This is a genomic window from Candidatus Desulfatibia sp., assembly GCF_036446775.1.
In the GTDB taxonomy this organism is placed as follows: Bacteria; Desulfobacterota; Desulfobacteria; order Desulfobacterales; family UBA11574; genus Desulfatibia_A.
Window position 1 is genome coordinate 1 of record NZ_JAZFTO010000164.1, and the last position, 17,941, is coordinate 17,941.

Annotated in this window: 16 protein-coding genes; 10 read left to right on the forward strand and 6 right to left on the reverse strand. The window is 47.4% G+C overall.

The features are described 5' to 3' along the window. The coding region (locus V3S16_RS08130; RefSeq protein ID WP_413884177.1) for a TRAP transporter TatT component family protein at nt 1-421 on the reverse strand (421 nt) is incomplete at its 3' end. 444 nt (nt 422-865) lie between these two features. Between V3S16_RS08130 and V3S16_RS08135 the strand changes: the two genes are divergently transcribed. The 3 genes from V3S16_RS08135 to V3S16_RS08145 all read left to right on the forward strand — a co-directional run bounded on the left by V3S16_RS08135 (nt 866) and on the right by V3S16_RS08145 (nt 5,487). Then, on the forward strand, nt 866-2,896 hold the full coding sequence (locus V3S16_RS08135; RefSeq protein ID WP_413884178.1) for a hypothetical protein: 2,031 nt from the start codon (nt 866-868) through the stop codon (nt 2,894-2,896). A 646-nt stretch (nt 2,897-3,542) separates the two neighbouring features. Then, nucleotides 3,543-4,796, forward strand: a complete 1,254-nt coding sequence (locus V3S16_RS08140; protein WP_413884179.1) for a glycosyltransferase family 4 protein — start codon at nt 3,543-3,545, stop codon at nt 4,794-4,796. Then, the gene (locus tag V3S16_RS08145; RefSeq protein ID WP_413884180.1) at nt 4,777-5,487 is read left to right on the forward strand and encodes a class I SAM-dependent methyltransferase; all 711 of its coding nucleotides are present in this window, start codon (nt 4,777-4,779) and stop codon (nt 5,485-5,487) included. Before V3S16_RS08140 ends, V3S16_RS08145 begins: the two co-directional genes overlap by 20 nt. Before the next feature lie 224 nt (nt 5,488-5,711). Here V3S16_RS08145 and V3S16_RS08150 read toward each other — a convergent pair whose 3' ends face one another. Further along, nucleotides 5,712-6,365 carry a class I SAM-dependent methyltransferase gene (locus tag V3S16_RS08150; protein ID WP_413884181.1) on the reverse strand — a complete coding sequence of 218 codons (654 nt, stop codon included), beginning with the start codon at nt 6,363-6,365 and terminating at the stop codon, nt 5,712-5,714. A gap of 405 nt (nt 6,366-6,770) precedes the next feature. Between V3S16_RS08150 and V3S16_RS08155 the strand changes: the two genes are divergently transcribed. The 7 genes from V3S16_RS08155 to V3S16_RS08185 all read left to right on the forward strand — a co-directional run bounded on the left by V3S16_RS08155 (nt 6,771) and on the right by V3S16_RS08185 (nt 14,797). Next, the gene (locus V3S16_RS08155) at nt 6,771-7,133 is read left to right on the forward strand and encodes a winged helix-turn-helix domain-containing protein (protein ID WP_413884182.1); all 363 of its coding nucleotides are present in this window, start codon (nt 6,771-6,773) and stop codon (nt 7,131-7,133) included. Further along, the gene (gene mobB, locus V3S16_RS08160; protein WP_413884183.1) at nt 7,123-7,704 is read left to right on the forward strand and encodes a molybdopterin-guanine dinucleotide biosynthesis protein B; all 582 of its coding nucleotides are present in this window, start codon (nt 7,123-7,125) and stop codon (nt 7,702-7,704) included. The genes V3S16_RS08155 and mobB overlap by 11 nt, the downstream gene beginning before the upstream one ends. A gap of 290 nt (nt 7,705-7,994) precedes the next feature. Further along, nucleotides 7,995-8,759: a sulfite exporter TauE/SafE family protein gene (locus V3S16_RS08165; RefSeq protein WP_413884184.1), complete on the forward strand. Its 765-nt coding sequence runs from the start codon at nt 7,995-7,997 to the stop codon at nt 8,757-8,759. Beyond that, the gene (glp, locus tag V3S16_RS08170) at nt 8,756-9,979 is read left to right on the forward strand and encodes a gephyrin-like molybdotransferase Glp (RefSeq protein WP_413884185.1); all 1,224 of its coding nucleotides are present in this window, start codon (nt 8,756-8,758) and stop codon (nt 9,977-9,979) included. The genes V3S16_RS08165 and glp overlap by 4 nt, the downstream gene beginning before the upstream one ends. A gap of 146 nt (nt 9,980-10,125) precedes the next feature. After that, a complete protein-coding gene (phnD, locus tag V3S16_RS08175; protein ID WP_413884186.1) occupies nt 10,126-11,103 on the forward strand; it encodes a phosphate/phosphite/phosphonate ABC transporter substrate-binding protein in 978 nt (325 codons plus the stop codon). Then, on the forward strand, nt 11,084-13,288 hold the full coding sequence (locus tag V3S16_RS08180) for a sigma 54-interacting transcriptional regulator (RefSeq protein WP_413884187.1): 2,205 nt from the start codon (nt 11,084-11,086) through the stop codon (nt 13,286-13,288). Before phnD ends, V3S16_RS08180 begins: the two co-directional genes overlap by 20 nt. Before the next feature lie 666 nt (nt 13,289-13,954). Then, on the forward strand, nt 13,955-14,797 hold the full coding sequence (locus tag V3S16_RS08185; RefSeq protein ID WP_413884188.1) for a VanZ family protein: 843 nt from the start codon (nt 13,955-13,957) through the stop codon (nt 14,795-14,797). A 21-nt stretch (nt 14,798-14,818) separates the two neighbouring features. On the opposite strand, the gene mnmA is transcribed toward V3S16_RS08185, so the two are convergent. From mnmA to V3S16_RS08205, 4 genes are all read right to left on the reverse strand, one after another. Next, a complete protein-coding gene (gene mnmA / locus V3S16_RS08190) occupies nt 14,819-15,913 on the reverse strand; it encodes a tRNA 2-thiouridine(34) synthase MnmA (RefSeq protein ID WP_413884189.1) in 1,095 nt (364 codons plus the stop codon). Next, a complete protein-coding gene (locus V3S16_RS08195) occupies nt 15,897-16,877 on the reverse strand; it encodes a tRNA 4-thiouridine(8) synthase ThiI (protein ID WP_413884190.1) in 981 nt (326 codons plus the stop codon). The genes mnmA and V3S16_RS08195 overlap by 17 nt, the downstream gene beginning before the upstream one ends. 182 nt (nt 16,878-17,059) lie before the next feature. Further along, nucleotides 17,060-17,338, reverse strand: coding sequence for a PxxKW family cysteine-rich protein (locus V3S16_RS08200; protein WP_413884191.1), 279 nt, complete (start codon nt 17,336-17,338; stop codon nt 17,060-17,062). Nucleotides 17,339-17,756: 418 nt separating this feature from the next. After that, on the reverse strand, nt 17,757-17,941 hold a 185-nt coding region (locus V3S16_RS08205; RefSeq protein ID WP_413884192.1), incomplete at its 5' end, for a response regulator.

The window sequence follows — 17,941 nt, forward strand, 5'->3', positions numbered from 1 at the left end:
CCTGAAAATTTTTACGCTTCAGCGAGCACGCTTGCGCCCGCCGCACGCAAACAGCTTTAAGAGCGTAACCTAATGCCTTATCGGTCAATTTTTGGGCCCGGGCAACATCCTTTACGAACACGTCGGTATAAGCGGTATATATGGAGGCGGCCTCCCGCAGCAAAGGCTCGCTTTCCGGATCACGGTAAAGCAGGCTGTCGACCATCAGCAGGTAAGCCGGAGCGCCGGCTTCCACCGTCGCTAAATCATTGTTGTTTAAGATGGCCTGGGACAGGCCGGCGGTCATATCAACGGCGGCCGACGAGATCAGGGCGCTGCATCCTGTCAGCAGCAGCACGCACAGCAGAATCGGCAGCACGCCCGTAAGGGCAAACTTTCGTTGGACTTCGCTATAGCTGGTATTTAAACAACGGGCAGACATGCAACACACCCTCCGTATAACTTTGATTCTATTATATAAACATAATCCGGGCTAATTAACAAGATTATCTTCAAAAAGGAAACGTCCATCGTCACAAAAAAGTACCGAGAGGATTATAAACCTGAAGACTTCCGCGGTTTAATCGATGCCAGGGATCACTTGCGCAACTAAACGACGGTAATCAGTTATTGGTTATTTGGTTATTAGCCATTGATTATTAATTATTGATTATAGGATGTCCCGTAAGCCCTCCAGGAATAAGTTCGATATAAATTCTAAATTCAGATTTTGAAAAGGGGATGTCGTGTGCTTACGGCCCCTAAAACTGTTTTTTGTGCTTGCCCGGCCCCAATGAATAAGGTATTATCGCCTTCCATAAAATTTTCAACGTTTTATCCATAGATACAAGGATGTTAGTCTGGAGGAACCAAAAAGGAGGGCAAAATGGCGACAAAGGAAGAATTGGAAACAAAAGCAGAGGAGTGCCAGGTTACTGAAGATTATATCGAATTAGCCCAGGAAGTCGTTAATGAATTGTCTGATAAAGATTGGGCCACAAGCCTCATTGAAGAAGCTGCGGAATGGGCGGAAACCGCTGATGAGTTTATGGCCCTTGCAAAGTGTGCATCAGAGGTACTGGAAAACAAAGAGAAATCAAATGAATGTCTGCTGCAAGCCAGGAATTATTGTATGAATGCCCAGGAGTTCGTAAACCTTGGCAAAGCAGCATCAGACTTGGGCGATGCCGAAGCCGCCCAAGAAATATTTGCCGCCGCCCAGGGCAAGTGCGTAAAGGTAAAAGATTTCCTGGATCTCAGCAAAAGCATCAACGCGGCCCTCTCAGACCCGGACCTGGCCAAAGAGACCGCCAACAAAGCCCTGGAAAAATGCAGCACCTCTGCGGACTACATTGAATACGCCCAGAGCGTGATTGACGTATTTGACGATAAAGACTGGGCCCGGGAAGTTTACGATAAGGCTATAGAAGCATGCAAAACCGGCGAGGATTTTGGGGTGATTGCCAAAGGCGTTCTGGATAATTTTGCCGATAAAAATCTGGCGAAATCCATTTATGAGAAGGCCGAGAATGCACTTGATTCCGGAGTTGAACTCATCAAATTGGCCGAGTCTGCCGTAGCTGATCTGGAAGATGAAGAATATGCCAAAGCAATTTATAAAAAAGCTGAGGGCAAGCTCGAAAGCGGCGATGATTTGATGAAACTCGCCGAATCGCTGATGAGTAAATTTAATGCTAAGGACCTGGCGCTGAGCGTATACAAAACTGCGGAAACGAAATTTAGCGACTATGCCAATTTTGTCAAACTGGCCCAAGCTGCCTTTAAAGATACCGGCGATGCTGATTTTGCCGGTGGTGTATACAAAAAGGCCGCCGGCACTTCCCAGCATTCCGGTGAGTTGGTAGCGGTCGCAATGGCCCTGGCCGACGAAATAAATGATAAACAAGGCGCCTTTGACGAGTTAAAACGGGCCGAACGATTCGTAAAGACAGCGGATGACTTTAAAAAAACCGCCGATGCCGTCATCAAGTACGCCGACGATCAGCAGTGGATCGATGCCGTTAATGATCAACTCGAAAAACGGGAGACTCATAAAGATCTTTACAGGGAATTTATCAGGCGGGAACAAGAATCCGAAACAAGCAAATCCATATCTGTCCTGGCGCATGAAGTGATCGAGAAAACAGCTGACACGCACTATGCCAGGAAACTTTACCAAAAAGCTGAAGGATTCTGCACCTATTCCCCAGAATATCTCGATGTTGCCACGGCTATTTATGCTGATCTTAACGAAACGGATTGGGTACGCGCAATTTATGAAAAACAACTCGAAAAATGCGATGATACCAACAAGGTTAACAATCTGGTTGATGGAATCACCGCCACCCTGAATGACACGGAATGGGTCAAGAAAATCTATTCAGGATTAGAAGAACGATGCGAAAAAGAGACGGATTTTATCAAACTGGCCCGTATTGTTACAGCAAAATTGGGTGATCAAGACTGGAGCAAAAACCTTCTGGGCAGTGCCGAGGAGAAAAGTCAAGATCTTTTCGGATACATCACTGTAGCAGGGGCTGTGTTTGATATTATGTCTGATAAGGAGTGGGCAATATCCATCTATAACAAGGCTGAAGCCAAGTGCCATAATCGAGACGACTACGCAAACCTGATTTCCATCGTCGTGAAGCAAACGGGTGACAATGACCTGCTCCGACAGATGCTCAGCTCTGCTGAGAACAAATTCTCAGAAACAAGAGATTTTATTTACCTGGCCGAAAGCATTTTGAGACATCTTGGGGATAACGCATGGTCCCGGCGGGTTTATGCCAAGGCCGAACAGGCTTCGGATATAAATACCCGTATGTTTGAGTTGGCGACCAGTATTGCCAACAAGCTGGATGACGGAAAATGGGCCCTATGTTTAAGGAGAAAGTGGCTTTCCGCACAAGGATAAAAATTAAGTCAAAAGCACGTCAGAGCTTTTCTCGTTGGATTTGCTACCGGGTGTAAAACACCCGGTTTTAAGGAAAACAAGGGGTCAGGTCTCGTTTAAATATGCTCCGCATTTAACCCTGGTTAAATAAATAAAAAAGAAATTTAACTGGGCAGGCAGGATAAATCTTCATTCTTGACAAAATGCGGCGAGGATTGAAAACCACCTTCCCAAATTATCAAATTTAAGAACTGATAGAGGCCGCGATAGATATCCTGCCTATACCTTGCACCGCGCCGCGCACAAACCATTTCTTCTGCTGTCCATCATGGACCTGACGTGATACGGGACAAGGCGATAACAAATTTTTTCTATGCCATGCTGGAGGGTATAACCTTTTGTTATTTTAATATATAACGTTCTTGCAGAACATGTTTTATTTCTGCACTTTCTGCACGAACGTATCATGTCACAAATTTTGAAGCTTGAAGGCATTGCCGCCTGCCCCGTGAAATGCAAAAACATATTTCGCTGAGAATCGCCGCCGCCGTTCAAGATAAAGCTTGAGCTGTATATCGTTAGAATGTACCCTTACTAAAAAATAAATTTGATTACAACGAGTTGTAGAATTTGCCAGACGTTAACATCAAAAAGAGACCTTTGAAAAATGCCCATAGATCATCCGGCGCCCTTAAGAATCTGCCTGTTAAGCTACCGGAGCAATCCGCATTGTGGAGGCCAGGGGGTCTATATCCAGCATTTGAGCAGAGCGCTCAAAGATCTGGGGCATCAGGTTGATGTGATCTCCGGACCGCCGGACCCGATTCTTGCAAAGGATATTGGGCTGTTTCGACTGCCGGGTCTCGATCTTTATAACCCCGACAACCTGTTTAGGATGCCCACGCTGCGGGAACTTGCCGATCCCATCAACCTCATAGAGTGGTTGGATGTCTCTACTATGGGTTTCCCGGAACCGTTTACTTTCGGAATCAGGGCTTATAAATTCTTAAAAGACAAGCTGCATCAATACGATGTCGTGCACGACAACCAGAGTCTTTCCTACGGTATCCGGTCCATCGGAAAATATATTCCGACCATTGCCACCATCCATCACCCCATTACCGTGGACAGGGATCTGGCCGTAAAAACGGCTCCAACTATTTGGAAAAAGATGCAGCAAATGCGCTGGTATTCGTTTATCGGCATGCAGAAACGGATTTCCAGGAGCCTTACACACATCATTACGGTTTCAAAATCCGCCCGGGACGATATCAGCAGAGATTTTAAAATCCCTTCTCATAAATTCAGAATTGTCCCTAATGGTATTGACACCGACCTTTTTTATCCGATCCCTGAAATCAAGCGGAGAGAAAACCGTATTATTGTTACCAACAGCGCCGACACGCCTCTAAAAGGACTTGATTACCTTTTGCAGGCTGTTTCCAAAATCTTAAAAACCCGCAACACCAGACTCATCGTTGTCGGATCTCCCAAGAAAAACGGCTACATCGAATCCCTCATAAGAGAACTGGGTATTGGAGCATGCATTACCTTCACAGGCCGGATCGACCACAACGAGTTTGTGCGGCAATACGCCCGGGCCGCCGTTGCAGTGGTACCATCGGTATATGAAGGCTTCGGCCTTCCGGCCGGTGAGGCCATGGCCTGCGGCCTTCCGGTGGTCTGCACCACCGGCGGCGCGCTGCCCGAGATAGTGGGTGATGCCGGTATTCTGGTACCGCCGGCCGATCCTGAAGCGCTGGCCGGCTCTATCACAAGGCTTCTCGACAATCCGGAGCGGGCCGCCAAAATCGGGCGTGCCGGCCGCATGCGGGTGCACAAGCACTTTACCTGGAAAAGGGCGGCGGAAATGACCGCTGAGGCTTACCGGGAGACGATTCGTGATTACCGTCGACTTTAACAGGCTCGCAATACAACCCGGCTACCGCATTCTAGATATCGGCTGCGGATCAGGACGCCACACCTGCGCCGCCTTGCAGTGCAAAAATGTGCTCGCCGTGGGAGTGGATATTAACTTTGATGATGTTATAGAAGCCGACAACAGGATCGAATACCACGCAAAATTCGGCAATCATGGCGGTGGTACAGGTGTGATTTCGGTTGCAGACACACTCGATTTACCCTTTAAAGACAATTTTTTCGATTTTGTCATTTGCTCGGAGGTTCTGGAGCATATCCATGACCACCGGACGGCTGTTTCCGAGATAATCCGGGTCCTAAAACCCGGCCGGAACCTGATGGTCAGCGTCCCCAGATATCTTCCTGAAAGAATCTGCTGGACCTTTTCCAAAGATTATCGCAACACCGCAAACGGACACATCCGCATATACAAACAAAAAGAGTTGACTGAACTTTTGGAAACAACCGGCGCTACGCTTTGGGGAAAGCATTATGCCCACAGCCTGCACACACCTTACTGGTGGTTGAAATGCCTTTTAGGGCCCGCACGCGAAGATCTGCGGCTTGTCAACCTGTATCACCGTTTTCTGGTCTGGGATATGATGAAGCACCCCTGGATAACCCGCCTGCTGGAAAATCTGCTCAATCCTTTGCTGGGCAAAAGCCTTGTGCTTTACTTAAGGAAAGCATAACAGTTCAGCCACGAAGACACAAAGGCACAAAGAAGGAGTATGGATTATAAACCTTAATGATTCAGTTTTATTGGTTAAATTGGTTCCATTGGTTTGGTTGGTTAACAAATAAAACTAATTAAACCAATAAAACCAATCGGACAATTTAAATTAGTACTATAATCTTAGTGTCTTAGTGCCTTTGTGGCTGAACTATTACAGAAAAGCGTAAAATTTCTTGTCTTTCAATCATTATTGAAAAAGTTTTCGGGAAGTTTTCCGTATTGTCGCCGCTGCAGCACCCCCATAGTCTCGATCATGGGAAGTTCACGGAAAAGGCCGGAGTCAGCGGCCAGTTGATAGACCTGATAGGGTGCCTGACCACCCTTGGCAGGGTCTTTGAAAATGTCGTGAATCAGCAAATATCCATTGGGCATGATATGCCCGGACCAAGCGTTGTAATCTGTAAACGCCGCCTCAAACGTGTGCCCGCCGTCGATAAAAACCAGGCTGAGCGGCGTTGCCCACAGACGCGCGGCCACAGCCGACTTGCATACGATGGGTACAACCGTATCCTCTAGTTCCGCATTTACCAGAGTTTTTCTGAATTCTTTGAATGTGTCCACCCGCCCGGCCTCTCTATCGAAGAGTTCGGGATCAAAATACTCTTCGCCGGGCTGCTGTTCTTCGGAGCCCCTGTGGTGGTCAATGGAAAAAAGGGTGCTGTTGTTCTCCCGGCAGGCAGTACCCAGGTAAATGGTCGTTTTGCCGCAGTAACTTCCGATTTCCAGACAAGGCCCCAGCCGGCTGGCTTTGAGGGCAAACTGGTAAAGACTGCGGCCTTCGCGGGTGTCCAGAAATCCCTTCACATCCTTTAGCAGCTTTTCATCAAGTTCCATAAATAAAATCGTTCCACGATTTTATATAAAGCCCCGCTAAAAGCGGAACTAAAAAACATTTAATGCGTGTTGGTCCTGAAATAAATTTTGGAAATTACCTAGTGTCCGTCCATAAATACATTTGAGCACTAAGTAGTTTCCAATTCATAAATGAGATATTTTTTCGATGAGCACGCGTGCGGCGAAGCCTCGGCGAAGACGTAAGGCCGCATCCGCCGTCGCCCTTAGAAAAGGGCTATGGCGGGACAAGCAAGGGTTTTCGTCCGAGGCGTACTTTAGTACGTCGAGGGCGGAAATCCGCGGCCTCCGGCTCGTAGAGCCTACGCCTCGGAGAGAGAACGCCGCTCATCGAAAAAATAGCCATTTATGGATGGAAACTAGGTAGAAGGGAGGCTTATTAGAGCAATGGTGAACCTTAAATTAAGATCAAGCCAGTGGATTGTTGATGAATATAACAATATCATCATCGGCAAGGGCCGCATGGAAATTTTGGAGAGCATCGAAAAGACAGGGTCAATGAACCAGACCGCCAAACAGATGAAAATGTCTTATAAGGCGGTTTGGAGTAAAATCAAAGCCACTGAAAAGAACTTAAATGTGAAAATCGTGCATGCCGATAGAAAAGACGGCACGCGCCTGTCCAGGGAAGGTAAGGAATTGATGAAGAAATACAAGCTTTTAGTAAAAAAATGTATGTCTGCTGATGATAAAATATTTGACAGCATCTTCAATAAAACAAAGGATAAAATTGAGAGATATGATGGGTAAAAATGACCAGCAAAACCAATCGTTAAATGTGATTTGGGGGAAATCACCCCCTGTTGTCTCGGTTGTCGGGTATTCCGGCTCAGGAAAAACCACTTTGCTGGAAAAACTGATTTCCGCATTCAAACATCGCGGCTATGCCGTGGGGACCATAAAACATGACGTGCACGGTTTTGAAATGGATCGGCCGGGCAAGGACAGCTGGCGGCACAAAAAAGCCGGCGCGTCTGTTACCGTAATTTCTTCACCCTACCAGATCGGCATGGTCAGGGACGTCGATCACGACCACAGGACTGAAGAACTCGTGGCGCTTCTGCCCGATATGGATATTATTCTAACCGAAGGTTACAAAAAAGAAAATCTGCCGAAACTGGAGGTTTTCAGGTCACAGGTTCACAAAGCCCCGTTATTCAAGGGTGACAAAACGTTACTGGCGCTGATAAGCGACGATCCGATTGATTTGGGCGTGCCTCGATTTTCTACCGACGACGGCCAAAGCGTGGTCGATTTTCTGATAAAGCATTTTAACCTTGCAAAGGACGTTTCTTTAGCTCAAGGGAAGGCCGCTTCATGAAACTAAAAGTCTATATCGGCCAAAGTCTTAACATTGACACCAAGTTTTCATAACAAACTCAGTTGCAAGTGCGAGACAGATGCTTGATGCCGGTTTCCGGATGCTGGATAAAAAAAAGATCTTTGGCAATTTTATAAAAGAGATAGAGCGATCCGACTTCGTCGCAGTAGCTTGGCTAAGCGCCTGAAAGCGATTCCTTACTGTATCCAGTATCCAGTATCGAGCATCCAGTATCGAGCATCCAGTATCGAGCATCCAGTATCGAGCATCCAGTATCAGGTTATTAACTTATGGAAGAACTTGTAATATCTTTATATGTCTTAGCGGCATTATTTTTTGCAGTGGCTTTTGTTTATTCGTCCGTAGGGATGGGCGGCGGGTCTTCATTTACAGCTTTAATGGCGATCTTTGGTGTAAGTTATGTCGCCATTCCAACAATATCATTAACGCTGAACTTGTTTGTTACTTCCGTTGGCAGTTATAATTTTATCCGCAAAAAGCATGCCCGCCTGGAGCTCATTTTACCGTTTTTTATTGCTTCCATTCCCATGTCTTATCTGGGCGGTTCTCTCAAACTGGCTAAAGAGACCTTTTACTGGATACTGCTTATCAGTTTGGTCCTTATTGCAATACGAATTTATGTCTGGGAAAATGCTTCCTTAAAGCTGAATGTCAGCAAAACCCGGAAAATAATGATTTCGTTAATGGCGGGTTCTGTGCTGGGATTCGTCGCCGGTACCGTTGGTATTGGCGGAGGCATCTTTCTTGTTCCGCTGATTATTGTTTTGGGCTTAGGCTCACCTAAAGAAGCGGCGGCCTGCGGGGCTGTTTTTATTTGGGTGAATTCTTTAGCAGGTTTGATCGCACGCCTCCAGTATCAGCGCATCGATCTAATCGCATTTCTTCCGTTAATAGTTGCTGTTTTAATCGGAGGTTACTTGGGATCATTTATGGGCTCATCGAGATTGTCGCCGCGTACCATGGAAAAATGCCTGGGAGGAATCGTTGTTGTAGCCATTGTTATTTTTGCAGAGAGGATATTCACTTTTTTATGAAACGGACAACACCGCGACAATTCATTGGATTTCAAACAGCCCTGAAACGCACTCTAAGCAAGATCAAGCCGCTTAAAGTCGTTGAAAAGGCCCTTGCAGAGAGTGTCGGTTGCGTATCCGCTGAAAAATTGCGGGCGCGTGTCGATTCTCCCTCGGCCGATGTCTCCATGAAAGACGGCTATGCTGTACGTTCGGCGGATATTGAAGGCACCCTGCGCAACACTGCCGTAAGGCTGAGACTGGATGGTGTCGCCGCTGCCGGAGAAAAAAGGCGGTTGGCAGTTGGACCGGGCAGCGCTGTGCGGATACTTACGGGGGCGCTGCTGCCGGAAAATGCGGATGCAGTAGTGGCCGAAGAATTTGCCCAGTGCGACGATGATCATGTCAGCATTGAAGCCCACGCCGAGCCGGGCCGCAACATTCTTGGCCGAGGCAGCGATATTGCCAAAGATAAAGTCCTCATTGAAGCCGGCCATGTGCTGGCTCCCGGAATGATCGGCTTTCTGGCTGCCGGAGGACACGACCGCATCAGGACGTATCGCCAACCGCAAGTGGCATTGATCGCCACTGGAGATGAATTGGTTCTTCCCGGTCAACCGTTAACGCAAGGAAAGCTTTATGCCAGCAATATGCTGACGCTGGCAGCCTGGTGCCGGCGTTACGGTTTCAAAACCGAGCTCGATATTATTTTTGATGAAGAGAGCATACTCAAAGAAAAACTTCTGTTTGGAATAAAACACAATGATGCGGTCATTACCAGTGGGGGTGCCTGGTCAGGGGACCGGGATTTGATGGCGCGTGTGCTGGATGATTTGGGATGGGAAAAGGTTTATCACCGGGTGCGGTTAGGTCCCGGCAAGGCTGTCGGTCTCTGGATGTTTCAGGGAAAGCCGGTGTTCATACTGCCGGGCGGCCCGCCGTCGAATCTGGTTGCTTTCCTGCAGCTGGCCCTGCCGGGCATTTTAAAACTGGCAGGCTGTAAGACCCCCGGACTACGACCGATCATAACAAAACTGACAAAAACGGTTGAAGGCCAGTCGGACTGGACCCAGGCGGTTTTCGGTTTTCTTCAAATGAAAAAGGACCAAAGTTATTTCCGCCCGGCCAAGGGAAGCAGTCGATTGAGAGACCTGGCAGAGGCGGAAGGCCTCCTGCTTGTACCCGAGGGCGTTACTAAAATACGGGCCGGTCAAAAAGCGGTTGTGCAGCTGTTGATTTAAATCGGTCCCGGATCTACTGCGTTATCAGGTGATTGCGGTATTAGTTCTTTAGTATTTAGTATTTGGAATTTGGAGTTTGTAGTTTGGAATTTATTTGAAATTTGATGCTTGTGATTTGTTATTTCCGGTTTGTCCGGGTTAGGGTTATGGATTTAGTTCTTTTTTCAGTTAAAAGGGTCTGTTTTTTACTCAGGTTTCTGGCTGTCGCGATGCTGGTCTTTACTTATGGTTGTGGCGATGGGGGTGAGATCCGCTTGATTGATTTATCCAAAACTGTAACGATTGAGCGACCGCAAGGCCGGCCGGCGGGGGACCGTACCCTGCGGGTGGCCGTAGCGGCAATGATCTCTCCTAAGGAGACCTTCATTTATCATCGCCAGATTCTGGACTATATTGGGAGGCGTCTTGACAGAGATGTAGAGCTTGTTCAGCGGAAAACCTATGGTGAGATCAACGAACTCTTCCAAAAGGATCAGATTGATTTGGCCTTTATCTGTTCGGGTCCTTACGCAATTGGAAAAGAAAAATACGGCTTCGAACTGGTAGCCACTCCCGAGGTTCACGGTAGCCCTTTCTACAAGGCCTACCTGATTGTCAACCAAGACAGTTCCTTTCAGCGGTTTGAAGATCTCAGAGGGCGGATCTTTGCTTTTACAGATCCGGACTCCAATACCGGAAAATTGGTGCCTACTTTCTGGCTGGCGCAGCTGCAAGAGCGGCCGGAGACCTTCTTTGCCGAGACCATTAATACCTTTGGTCACGATAATTCCATTCTGGCTGTAGCCTGGGGCCTTGCGGACGGAGCCGCCGTTGATGGGCTCATTTGGGAATACTACAACCATAAGAAACCCACCTTTACTGATAGAACTCGAGTTATCAAGAAATCGGAGCCCTACGGCATCCCGCCTCTGGTGGCCCAACGATACCTTCCCACCGAGCTAAAAGAACGCATTCGCCGGTTACTTTTTTCCATGCATCAGGACCCCGAAGGCCAAAGAATTCTCGAAAAACTTATGATTGACCGGTTTGTAGCACCCCAGGAGGAGTGGTACGAACCTATCCGGCAGATGAAGGAGAAAGTGGCATTATTTGACGAGGGACGCCATGGGCCTGAAAAGCCTTAGGAGCAAATTGCTGATAGCTGTTTCCGCCTTGGTGCTCGGCAGCAGCCTGCTCACTTCGCTGCTGGTCACCCAGCGTTACGGCAGCAGTCTTTTCGAGACAATGACCGGCCAGGCGGCAAATCTGGCCCATTCAGTGGCTCTGGAATGCGCTGATATGATCCTCACGCGCGATCTGGTTGCTCTCCAGAAAGCGCTGGATCTCCAGGTGCGCAGCAATCCCGCCATTTCATACCTATTTGTTTACCAGGACGGTAAGGTTCTGGCCCACACCTTTGTGAAAGGTTTCCCGGCCGATCTGCTGGATGCCAATGGGCTTACTTCCGGGAAGCAAGCTCATAACCAGGAAATCACCACCACCGGCGGCGAATACTATCTGGATGTTGCCTGGCCCATTTTCGAGAAAAAGGCGGGCGTCTTACGCCTGGGGTTTTCAGAAAAACCTTATCGTCGCAAACTGACCAAGTTATGGCTGCAAATGAGCGGGCTTACCCTGGGGATTCTTTTACTGGCTTTAGGCGGAACTCTCCTCTTTGTCAGACGGATTACGCGCCCATTGGCAGCTTTGGCGCAGGCGACCAAAAAAATTGACAAAGGTGAACTGGGCGTAAGGGTGCCGGTTCAAGGACATGATGAAGTGGGAGAACTGGCGGCCTCATTCAACCACATGGTTGGCCACATGGAAGAATATACCCGCAAGCTTGAAGAACAGACCATGGAACTGGAACGCGCCCATGACCAGACCAGAACCTTCTGCGGCATTGTTCAGGAGATCGGTTCGCAACGCAGCCTGAATGAAATCGGCCCATTTCTGATCAAAAAATTACAGCACATTCTTAAGTGCAACCAGTTAGTATTCCTGATTTTTAATGTCAACCGGGACCTTCTCTTTGCACTATCGGCCAAAGGCGCCAAGATTTTAAAAGAACCAGAGACCCTGCGGACGGCCGCGGTTGCTTTAGAAGGCCTGAAAAAGGTTACCTTCACCAATAAGGTTATTTTCAAGCAATATTTTGTTCCGGATGGTTTTCAAGCCGTAACGCGTCAGGCCATCGTTCCTTTCCATTATGAAAATCAATCTTTTGGCGCTCTACTTGCAGCCTGTCCCGGCGATTGCCAATGTGACGCTGAGGCTTTTGATATGGTGGGTCTGATCTTGACTCAGACAGCCGGCGTTATTATGCGGGCAATTTCACAGGAAGAAGAAATACGTAATCTGCGGAGCCGCGTTGAAAGCAATGTAGAATTTAGCGGGATCATTGGCAAGGATCCAAAAATGCAGGAAATCTATAAGCTGATTGAGGATATCGCCTCCACCGACGTTACTGCCATGATTATGGGAGAAAACGGCACCGGCAAAGAAATGGTGGCCAATGCCATCCACCACCAAAGCCTGCGTAAGGACAAACCTTTTGTGGTGATTAACTGTTCGGCCTATGCGGCCACACTCCTGGAAAGTGAGCTCTTCGGCCACGAGAAAGGGGCTTTTACGGGAGCCATCCGCCAAAAGTCCGGACGTTTCGAACAGGCCCATGGCGGCACTGTATTTTTGGATGAGATCGGTGAGATATCCTCATCAGCCCAGATTAAACTGCTGCGGGTGCTCCAGACCCAAAAATTTGAGCGCGTAGGAGGTGAAAAGACTCTGGAAGTAAATGTTCGCATCATTGCTGCCACCAATAAGGACCTTGACCGCGAAGTGCAAAACGGTAATTTTCGTGAAGACCTCTTTTACCGCCTTAACGTCATTTCCATCCGCTTGCCGCCACTCAGAGAACGGCAGAATGACATCCCCCTACTGGCCCATCATTTTCTGCGCTATTTTGTTGGCGAACAAGATAAGGAGATTGAAAAATTCAGCCCCGAGGCCATGCGGCGGCTGCTTGATTATTTTTGGCCGGGCAATGTCAGGGAGCTGAAAAATACTGTTGAACACGCTACGGTGCTGGCCAAGGGGCAAAGGATTGAGGCTTCAGATCTGCCCAGGTCGTTACATAAGGCCGGATCCAACACCAGAGCCGGCGGGCTGTTGCATGCCATGAGCGCGCACGAGAAAAAATTTCTACAGCAAGTCCTGGAGGAGTGCGGTTGGAACAAAAAAATGGCAGCCCGGCGTTTGGGGATCAGCCGCAACACCCTCTATCTTAAGCTTAAGAAATATCAGATCACCAAACCTGTCACTCAATAGCGATTCTCATAATAATGTTCCGATTGAGCCGTTAACTTGACAAATTTTCAGTAAGTGGCTGAAACGGGACGCATTTTATGATAGACAGTGTCCTAATTTTAAGACACAGTTAACCTGCTTTTTTATCAGGATAAATTCTGCCAAAAGAAAAAGTGTCCTAATACCATTACAATATCCTGACAGATTGCAGTGCTTTATTGCTCCAATTCTCAGATTTATTTTGGTGATTTTTGGCTTGGCTCAAGGCCACGGGACTTCGTAGTTTGTAACCACTTTCACTTTCATTTCAAATTCTTAGCCCATTGATGTCTGGCAACGCCCTCAAGCACCCCCCGGTCTAATCCATCAAATCCCTAAAAATTGGCACGGCATTTGCTATAATGGTATTAGCACATAAGGTACTAAATTTTTTTTGCAACTGATGAACGACCCCGCGGCAAGCCACGGGGTATCAACAAATGATATTTTCTATCTTAACGCAGCAAGCTGCGGGGAATTAAACCCGACAGATTCCGCAACCTTCATCGCGTATTCATTGCAATCTGTGTAATCTGCGAAATCTGTGGATTAACAGACTGGTGAAAAACCAAAACAAGGGGAATCATTCTGGAAATCAGGGAGCACAAAGAAAGCAGTTCCATACTACGGGGCTTGTTGTGGGCTTTAGTGGCAGCTTATACTCTTGTGCTTCCTCATGTAATTTTGATCTTTAATGCCATTGCAAAGCACTTTTCGCCTGAAATTGCCCAAAAAGTTCCCATCGCTTTAATCATCCTGCTGGGAATCGCTTATATTCTCGCGGTTCTGGTATTGAAAAAGGGTATAAAGGCCCTGGCACTATTAGTTCCCTGTGCGATCATCGTTTGGGTTTTTATTTCTACAGAACCCAATCCGAACAAATATATCCATATCCCCGAATATATAATTATGACGTGGCTTCTATTTGAAGTCCTGGCGCTTGATTACAAGGATAAAGGCATATTTGTGCTCGTTTTTATATGCGCTGCTTTGCTGGGTATTGTTGATGAAATGCTGCAAGGGATTATCCCGAACCGGTATTACGGTTGGCAGGATATGATCATGAACTCTGCCGCCGCCCTTATGGGGATCTTTACCCTTGCCGGCCTGAGAAAGGCGCCGACAGGCGGCTGGTCCTGGACCGGCGGTCTGAAACAATTCAAGCCGGTGCTGGGAGTTATGGTCTTCGGGGCTGCGGGAGCCGTGTTGACGTGTGTATACTTGTTCCATGTTAAAGCAAACCTGACCTTTCGGGGTGTTTACCCCTTCTGGCTGCTGAGCTGGAACGGCCTGTTCCTAATCACAGGCTCCGTCGCTATTTTTTTTCCAAGACGTCTTTATAAACCGATCCATTCCGGCAACGATGAGGGTTCAAACCCTTGCGATCAAGCGGTCACGGCCCGCCTATGGATTTTGTGCCCGCTGGTTATCCTTATCATTATGCACACCCTGGTGCTCTGGGCGGCCGTTACGGGGCTGCCGTTTAATTGATACCCTAAACGGGAAGAATGTTTATTGTATGGCTTGTTCAATAACACCGCCGCCGAACACGGAATCGTCTAAATACAGGACTGCCGACTGCCCCGGAGCAACAGACATCTGCGGCCGGCTGAACAGAATTTTCATTTTGTCATTATTAAGCGGCGAAACCGTTGCATCTACTTCCTGGTGTCTAAACCGAATCTTGGCTTTCACTTTGTATGGCCGGCGAAGTCTTTCGACAGCAATAAAGTTTAGGTCGGTTGCGATAAGGCCTTCTGAGAAAATGCTCTCCCGGCCGCCGACTACGACCCTGTTGTTGGCGGTGTCGATTTTCATCACATAGAGCCGCCGGTGTGACGCAATGCCAAGACCCCGGCGCTGCCCGACGGTATAATAGATGATACCCCGGTGTCTTCCAAGGATATTGCCTTGATCGTCAACAATATCACCCTCCTCTACCTCATCTTTATTGAAAAGAGTGGAGTAGTCGCCACCGGCGATAAAATCCTGACTTTCCGGCCGGTGTGCTGTTTCAAGCCCGAATGAGCGTGCAATTTTTCTGACCTGCTGTTTTGTGTATGCACCTAAGGGAAACAAAATGCTGGAAAGTTGGTCAGGCGTAAGCCTGTAGAGAAAATATGTTTGGTCCTTAGATAGATCTACAGCTTTCTTTAATAGAAAACGCCCTTCGGATCTTACTACCCGGGCATAGTGGCCGGTTGCAAAAAAATTAAAATCAGCTCCCGCAGCTTTCGCTTTTTCGGCAAGAAAACCAAATTTAAGCCTTTTATTGCATACTACACAAGGATTCGGTGTTCTTCCCGCGAGATATTCTTTCTTGAAGTAGTCAATGACATGACCTCTGTACTCTTTTTTCAGATCAATTACAAAAAATGGAATTGCAAGTTTCTTGCAGATGGATGCCGCCGCTTCAACATCCTCTTTTTCACCAGGGCCGTAACAGGCATGATTTTGAGCCTCTTGCACAACGATTGAACCGTCAAATATTTCCATGGTAATACCGACAACCTCAAAGCCTTCCTCCTTGAGCAAAGCCGCGGCCACCGAAGAATCGACTCCCCCGCTAAGTGCTATGGCAACCTTTGCTTTAGTATTTCCCATCATAATCCCCCAGGGGTAAGATACTGGTTTTTCCCCTGAACACATGGGTAATCCGGGAAGCTTCCCCAACCGATCTCTTGGTATACCTTATCATTTTTTCAACAGCGGTTTTCAGGGAGTCCCCCTGAAGAATCACGGTAGGGCCCTTAAAATCTAAGGGTATAAAAAGATGATCGTTTTCCCGGCATAGATTTTTCAGCTCATTACTTTCCTGCTCATTACGCGCGACAATAATTTTGTCACCACCGTCAATCCGAAAATGTCTTCCGATTTTAAGAAGAGGGATATCTCTAATTGATGGACACTCGGTATAAGCAAAATAATCACGAATTCTGTCAGAAAAATTCTTGTCTGTTAAAAGACAGCCCCCCGCCGGACAGGGATAATCTCTAATTCCCTTTTCAACTGCCAGCGATATCTGTGTTTTCCGCGACCGCCCCGATATTCCAAGCAACTTGTTGCGGTCAACCTGTCCTTTCTTTTCTGGAATCGTTGGTTCCAGATGCTGCGCTGAAAGCGGCCGCAGGATATATCCTTGCAAACTTGATTCCCGGTCAATAATATTCAGGGCGGATTTATACTGTGACATGGGACGTTGGCCCAAAACTTCACCGGTAAAAAGAAAGGAGGCACCGATCTTGTGCATGTATTCCCCGGCTTTTTTTATCTTCATAATCCTGCAATCGATGCAGGGGTTTATGCCCGATCCGTGTCCGTGCTTGGGGGCTTGTACAATTTCCAGATATTCATCCCGCAAGGCTACCTGCTTGAGGGGAATATTCCCCAGTTCCCTAACGGCCGTAACGACCGCCGCACATCCCGCTTGTTTGGGGGTGCAAGTACAAAAAGGAGAGGTGAAGTTGACGGCATATACTTCAATCCCCTGCTCCAGCATCAGTTGTGCAGACAGGGTACTGTCCAGTCCCCCTGACAACAACCCGACAGCTTTAATTGGAGATGAGTCCATTTCTCAATATTCCATTATTATACGTTCCCATAACGAAACAAGGTAATTACCACTATGTGGTATTTCCGTCAAGCGATTATCGAGTAAAGAGTCAACGCCCATAGAACGTGGCTTTAATTATCCCCCATAGGGGCTTATGGTCCTTGCCATTAATAGTTTTTGGGGAGTATTGGAGTGGTGGATTATTTATCTCCCCTCTTAGAGGCCTTGAGGGGATTAATTTTTGCTTTCTTTGCACTGGATATTGCCACAACATTAGTGGCAAGATTGCAATTGCCGTTTTTCCATTTCAATGACGGCTCAGGGCTGGCTGTGCAGTACCATCCAGTAGAGTATTCTTGGATGCGGTTGCACCCACTGCACTTCTCAATAATTTCATAGCAAACCCCACCGTTGTATGAACAGCCGCCGGCCGCACTAAACGGACACTCCATACCTTTTCTGGCTGTAGTACAAACCATAATAACAACCTCCTTATCAAATAAAATCGTGTTGCGACTTTATAAAAGCAATTTTCGTGCCAGCATTCGAAGATTTCCCCAAAAAAGTTGTTTCCATTAAAATTCAGACCGATAGGGGCAGTTTGAAAGATATGTGGGCTGCCTACCGCAGGAAAGAGATCCAGCCGCCTACGCTGAAGCTACGTCGTGCCAAGGGGTTCGGGGATAAAATTATACAATATATAGTGAGGGAAAATAACCATGGCTTTGCAATGATCCTTAATCTAAGTTGTCGATATGTAATGCGTATCTCATCCTATTGAAAACAAATGATATTTACAGCTTTTGGCAAGGTATCACAGGCATTAAAGGTTTTTGTGGCGCAAGGATGCAAGCAGATATCTCAGATCCAACTGTATGAAGATTTCATCCCATTTTATTACTTTTTGTCGAGAACCGTCCTTATTTTTTGTGATAGATCCGCCATATTGAAAGGTTTCTGGATAAAACCGTTACAACCCCGGTTCATAATTTCGGTTGCTTGGCCTTCGATACTATAGCCGCTTGCTAGCAGGACTTTTACTTTTGGATTGTTTTTTTTGAGTTTGTCATAAGTTTCTCCGC

Coding starts and splice junctions, on each gene's coding strand:
- V3S16_RS08135 (WP_413884178.1), top strand. CDS start 866: ATGGCGACAAAGGAAGAATTGGAAACAAAAGCAGAGGAGTGCCAGGTT.
- V3S16_RS08140 (WP_413884179.1), top strand. CDS start 3,543: ATGCCCATAGATCATCCGGCGCCCTTAAGAATCTGCCTGTTAAGCTAC.
- V3S16_RS08150 (WP_413884181.1), bottom strand. CDS start 6,365: ATGGAACTTGATGAAAAGCTGCTAAAGGATGTGAAGGGATTTCTGGAC.
- V3S16_RS08155 (WP_413884182.1), top strand. CDS start 6,771: ATGGTGAACCTTAAATTAAGATCAAGCCAGTGGATTGTTGATGAATAT.
- mobB (WP_413884183.1), top strand. CDS start 7,123: ATGATGGGTAAAAATGACCAGCAAAACCAATCGTTAAATGTGATTTGG.
- V3S16_RS08165 (WP_413884184.1), top strand. CDS start 7,995: ATGGAAGAACTTGTAATATCTTTATATGTCTTAGCGGCATTATTTTTT.
- glp (WP_413884185.1), top strand. CDS start 8,756: ATGAAACGGACAACACCGCGACAATTCATTGGATTTCAAACAGCCCTG.
- phnD (WP_413884186.1), top strand. CDS start 10,126: ATGGATTTAGTTCTTTTTTCAGTTAAAAGGGTCTGTTTTTTACTCAGG.
- V3S16_RS08180 (WP_413884187.1), top strand. CDS start 11,084: ATGGGCCTGAAAAGCCTTAGGAGCAAATTGCTGATAGCTGTTTCCGCC.
- mnmA (WP_413884189.1), bottom strand. CDS start 15,913: ATGATGGGAAATACTAAAGCAAAGGTTGCCATAGCACTTAGCGGGGGA.
- V3S16_RS08195 (WP_413884190.1), bottom strand. CDS start 16,877: ATGGACTCATCTCCAATTAAAGCTGTCGGGTTGTTGTCAGGGGGACTG.
- V3S16_RS08200 (WP_413884191.1), bottom strand. CDS start 17,338: ATGGTTTGTACTACAGCCAGAAAAGGTATGGAGTGTCCGTTTAGTGCG.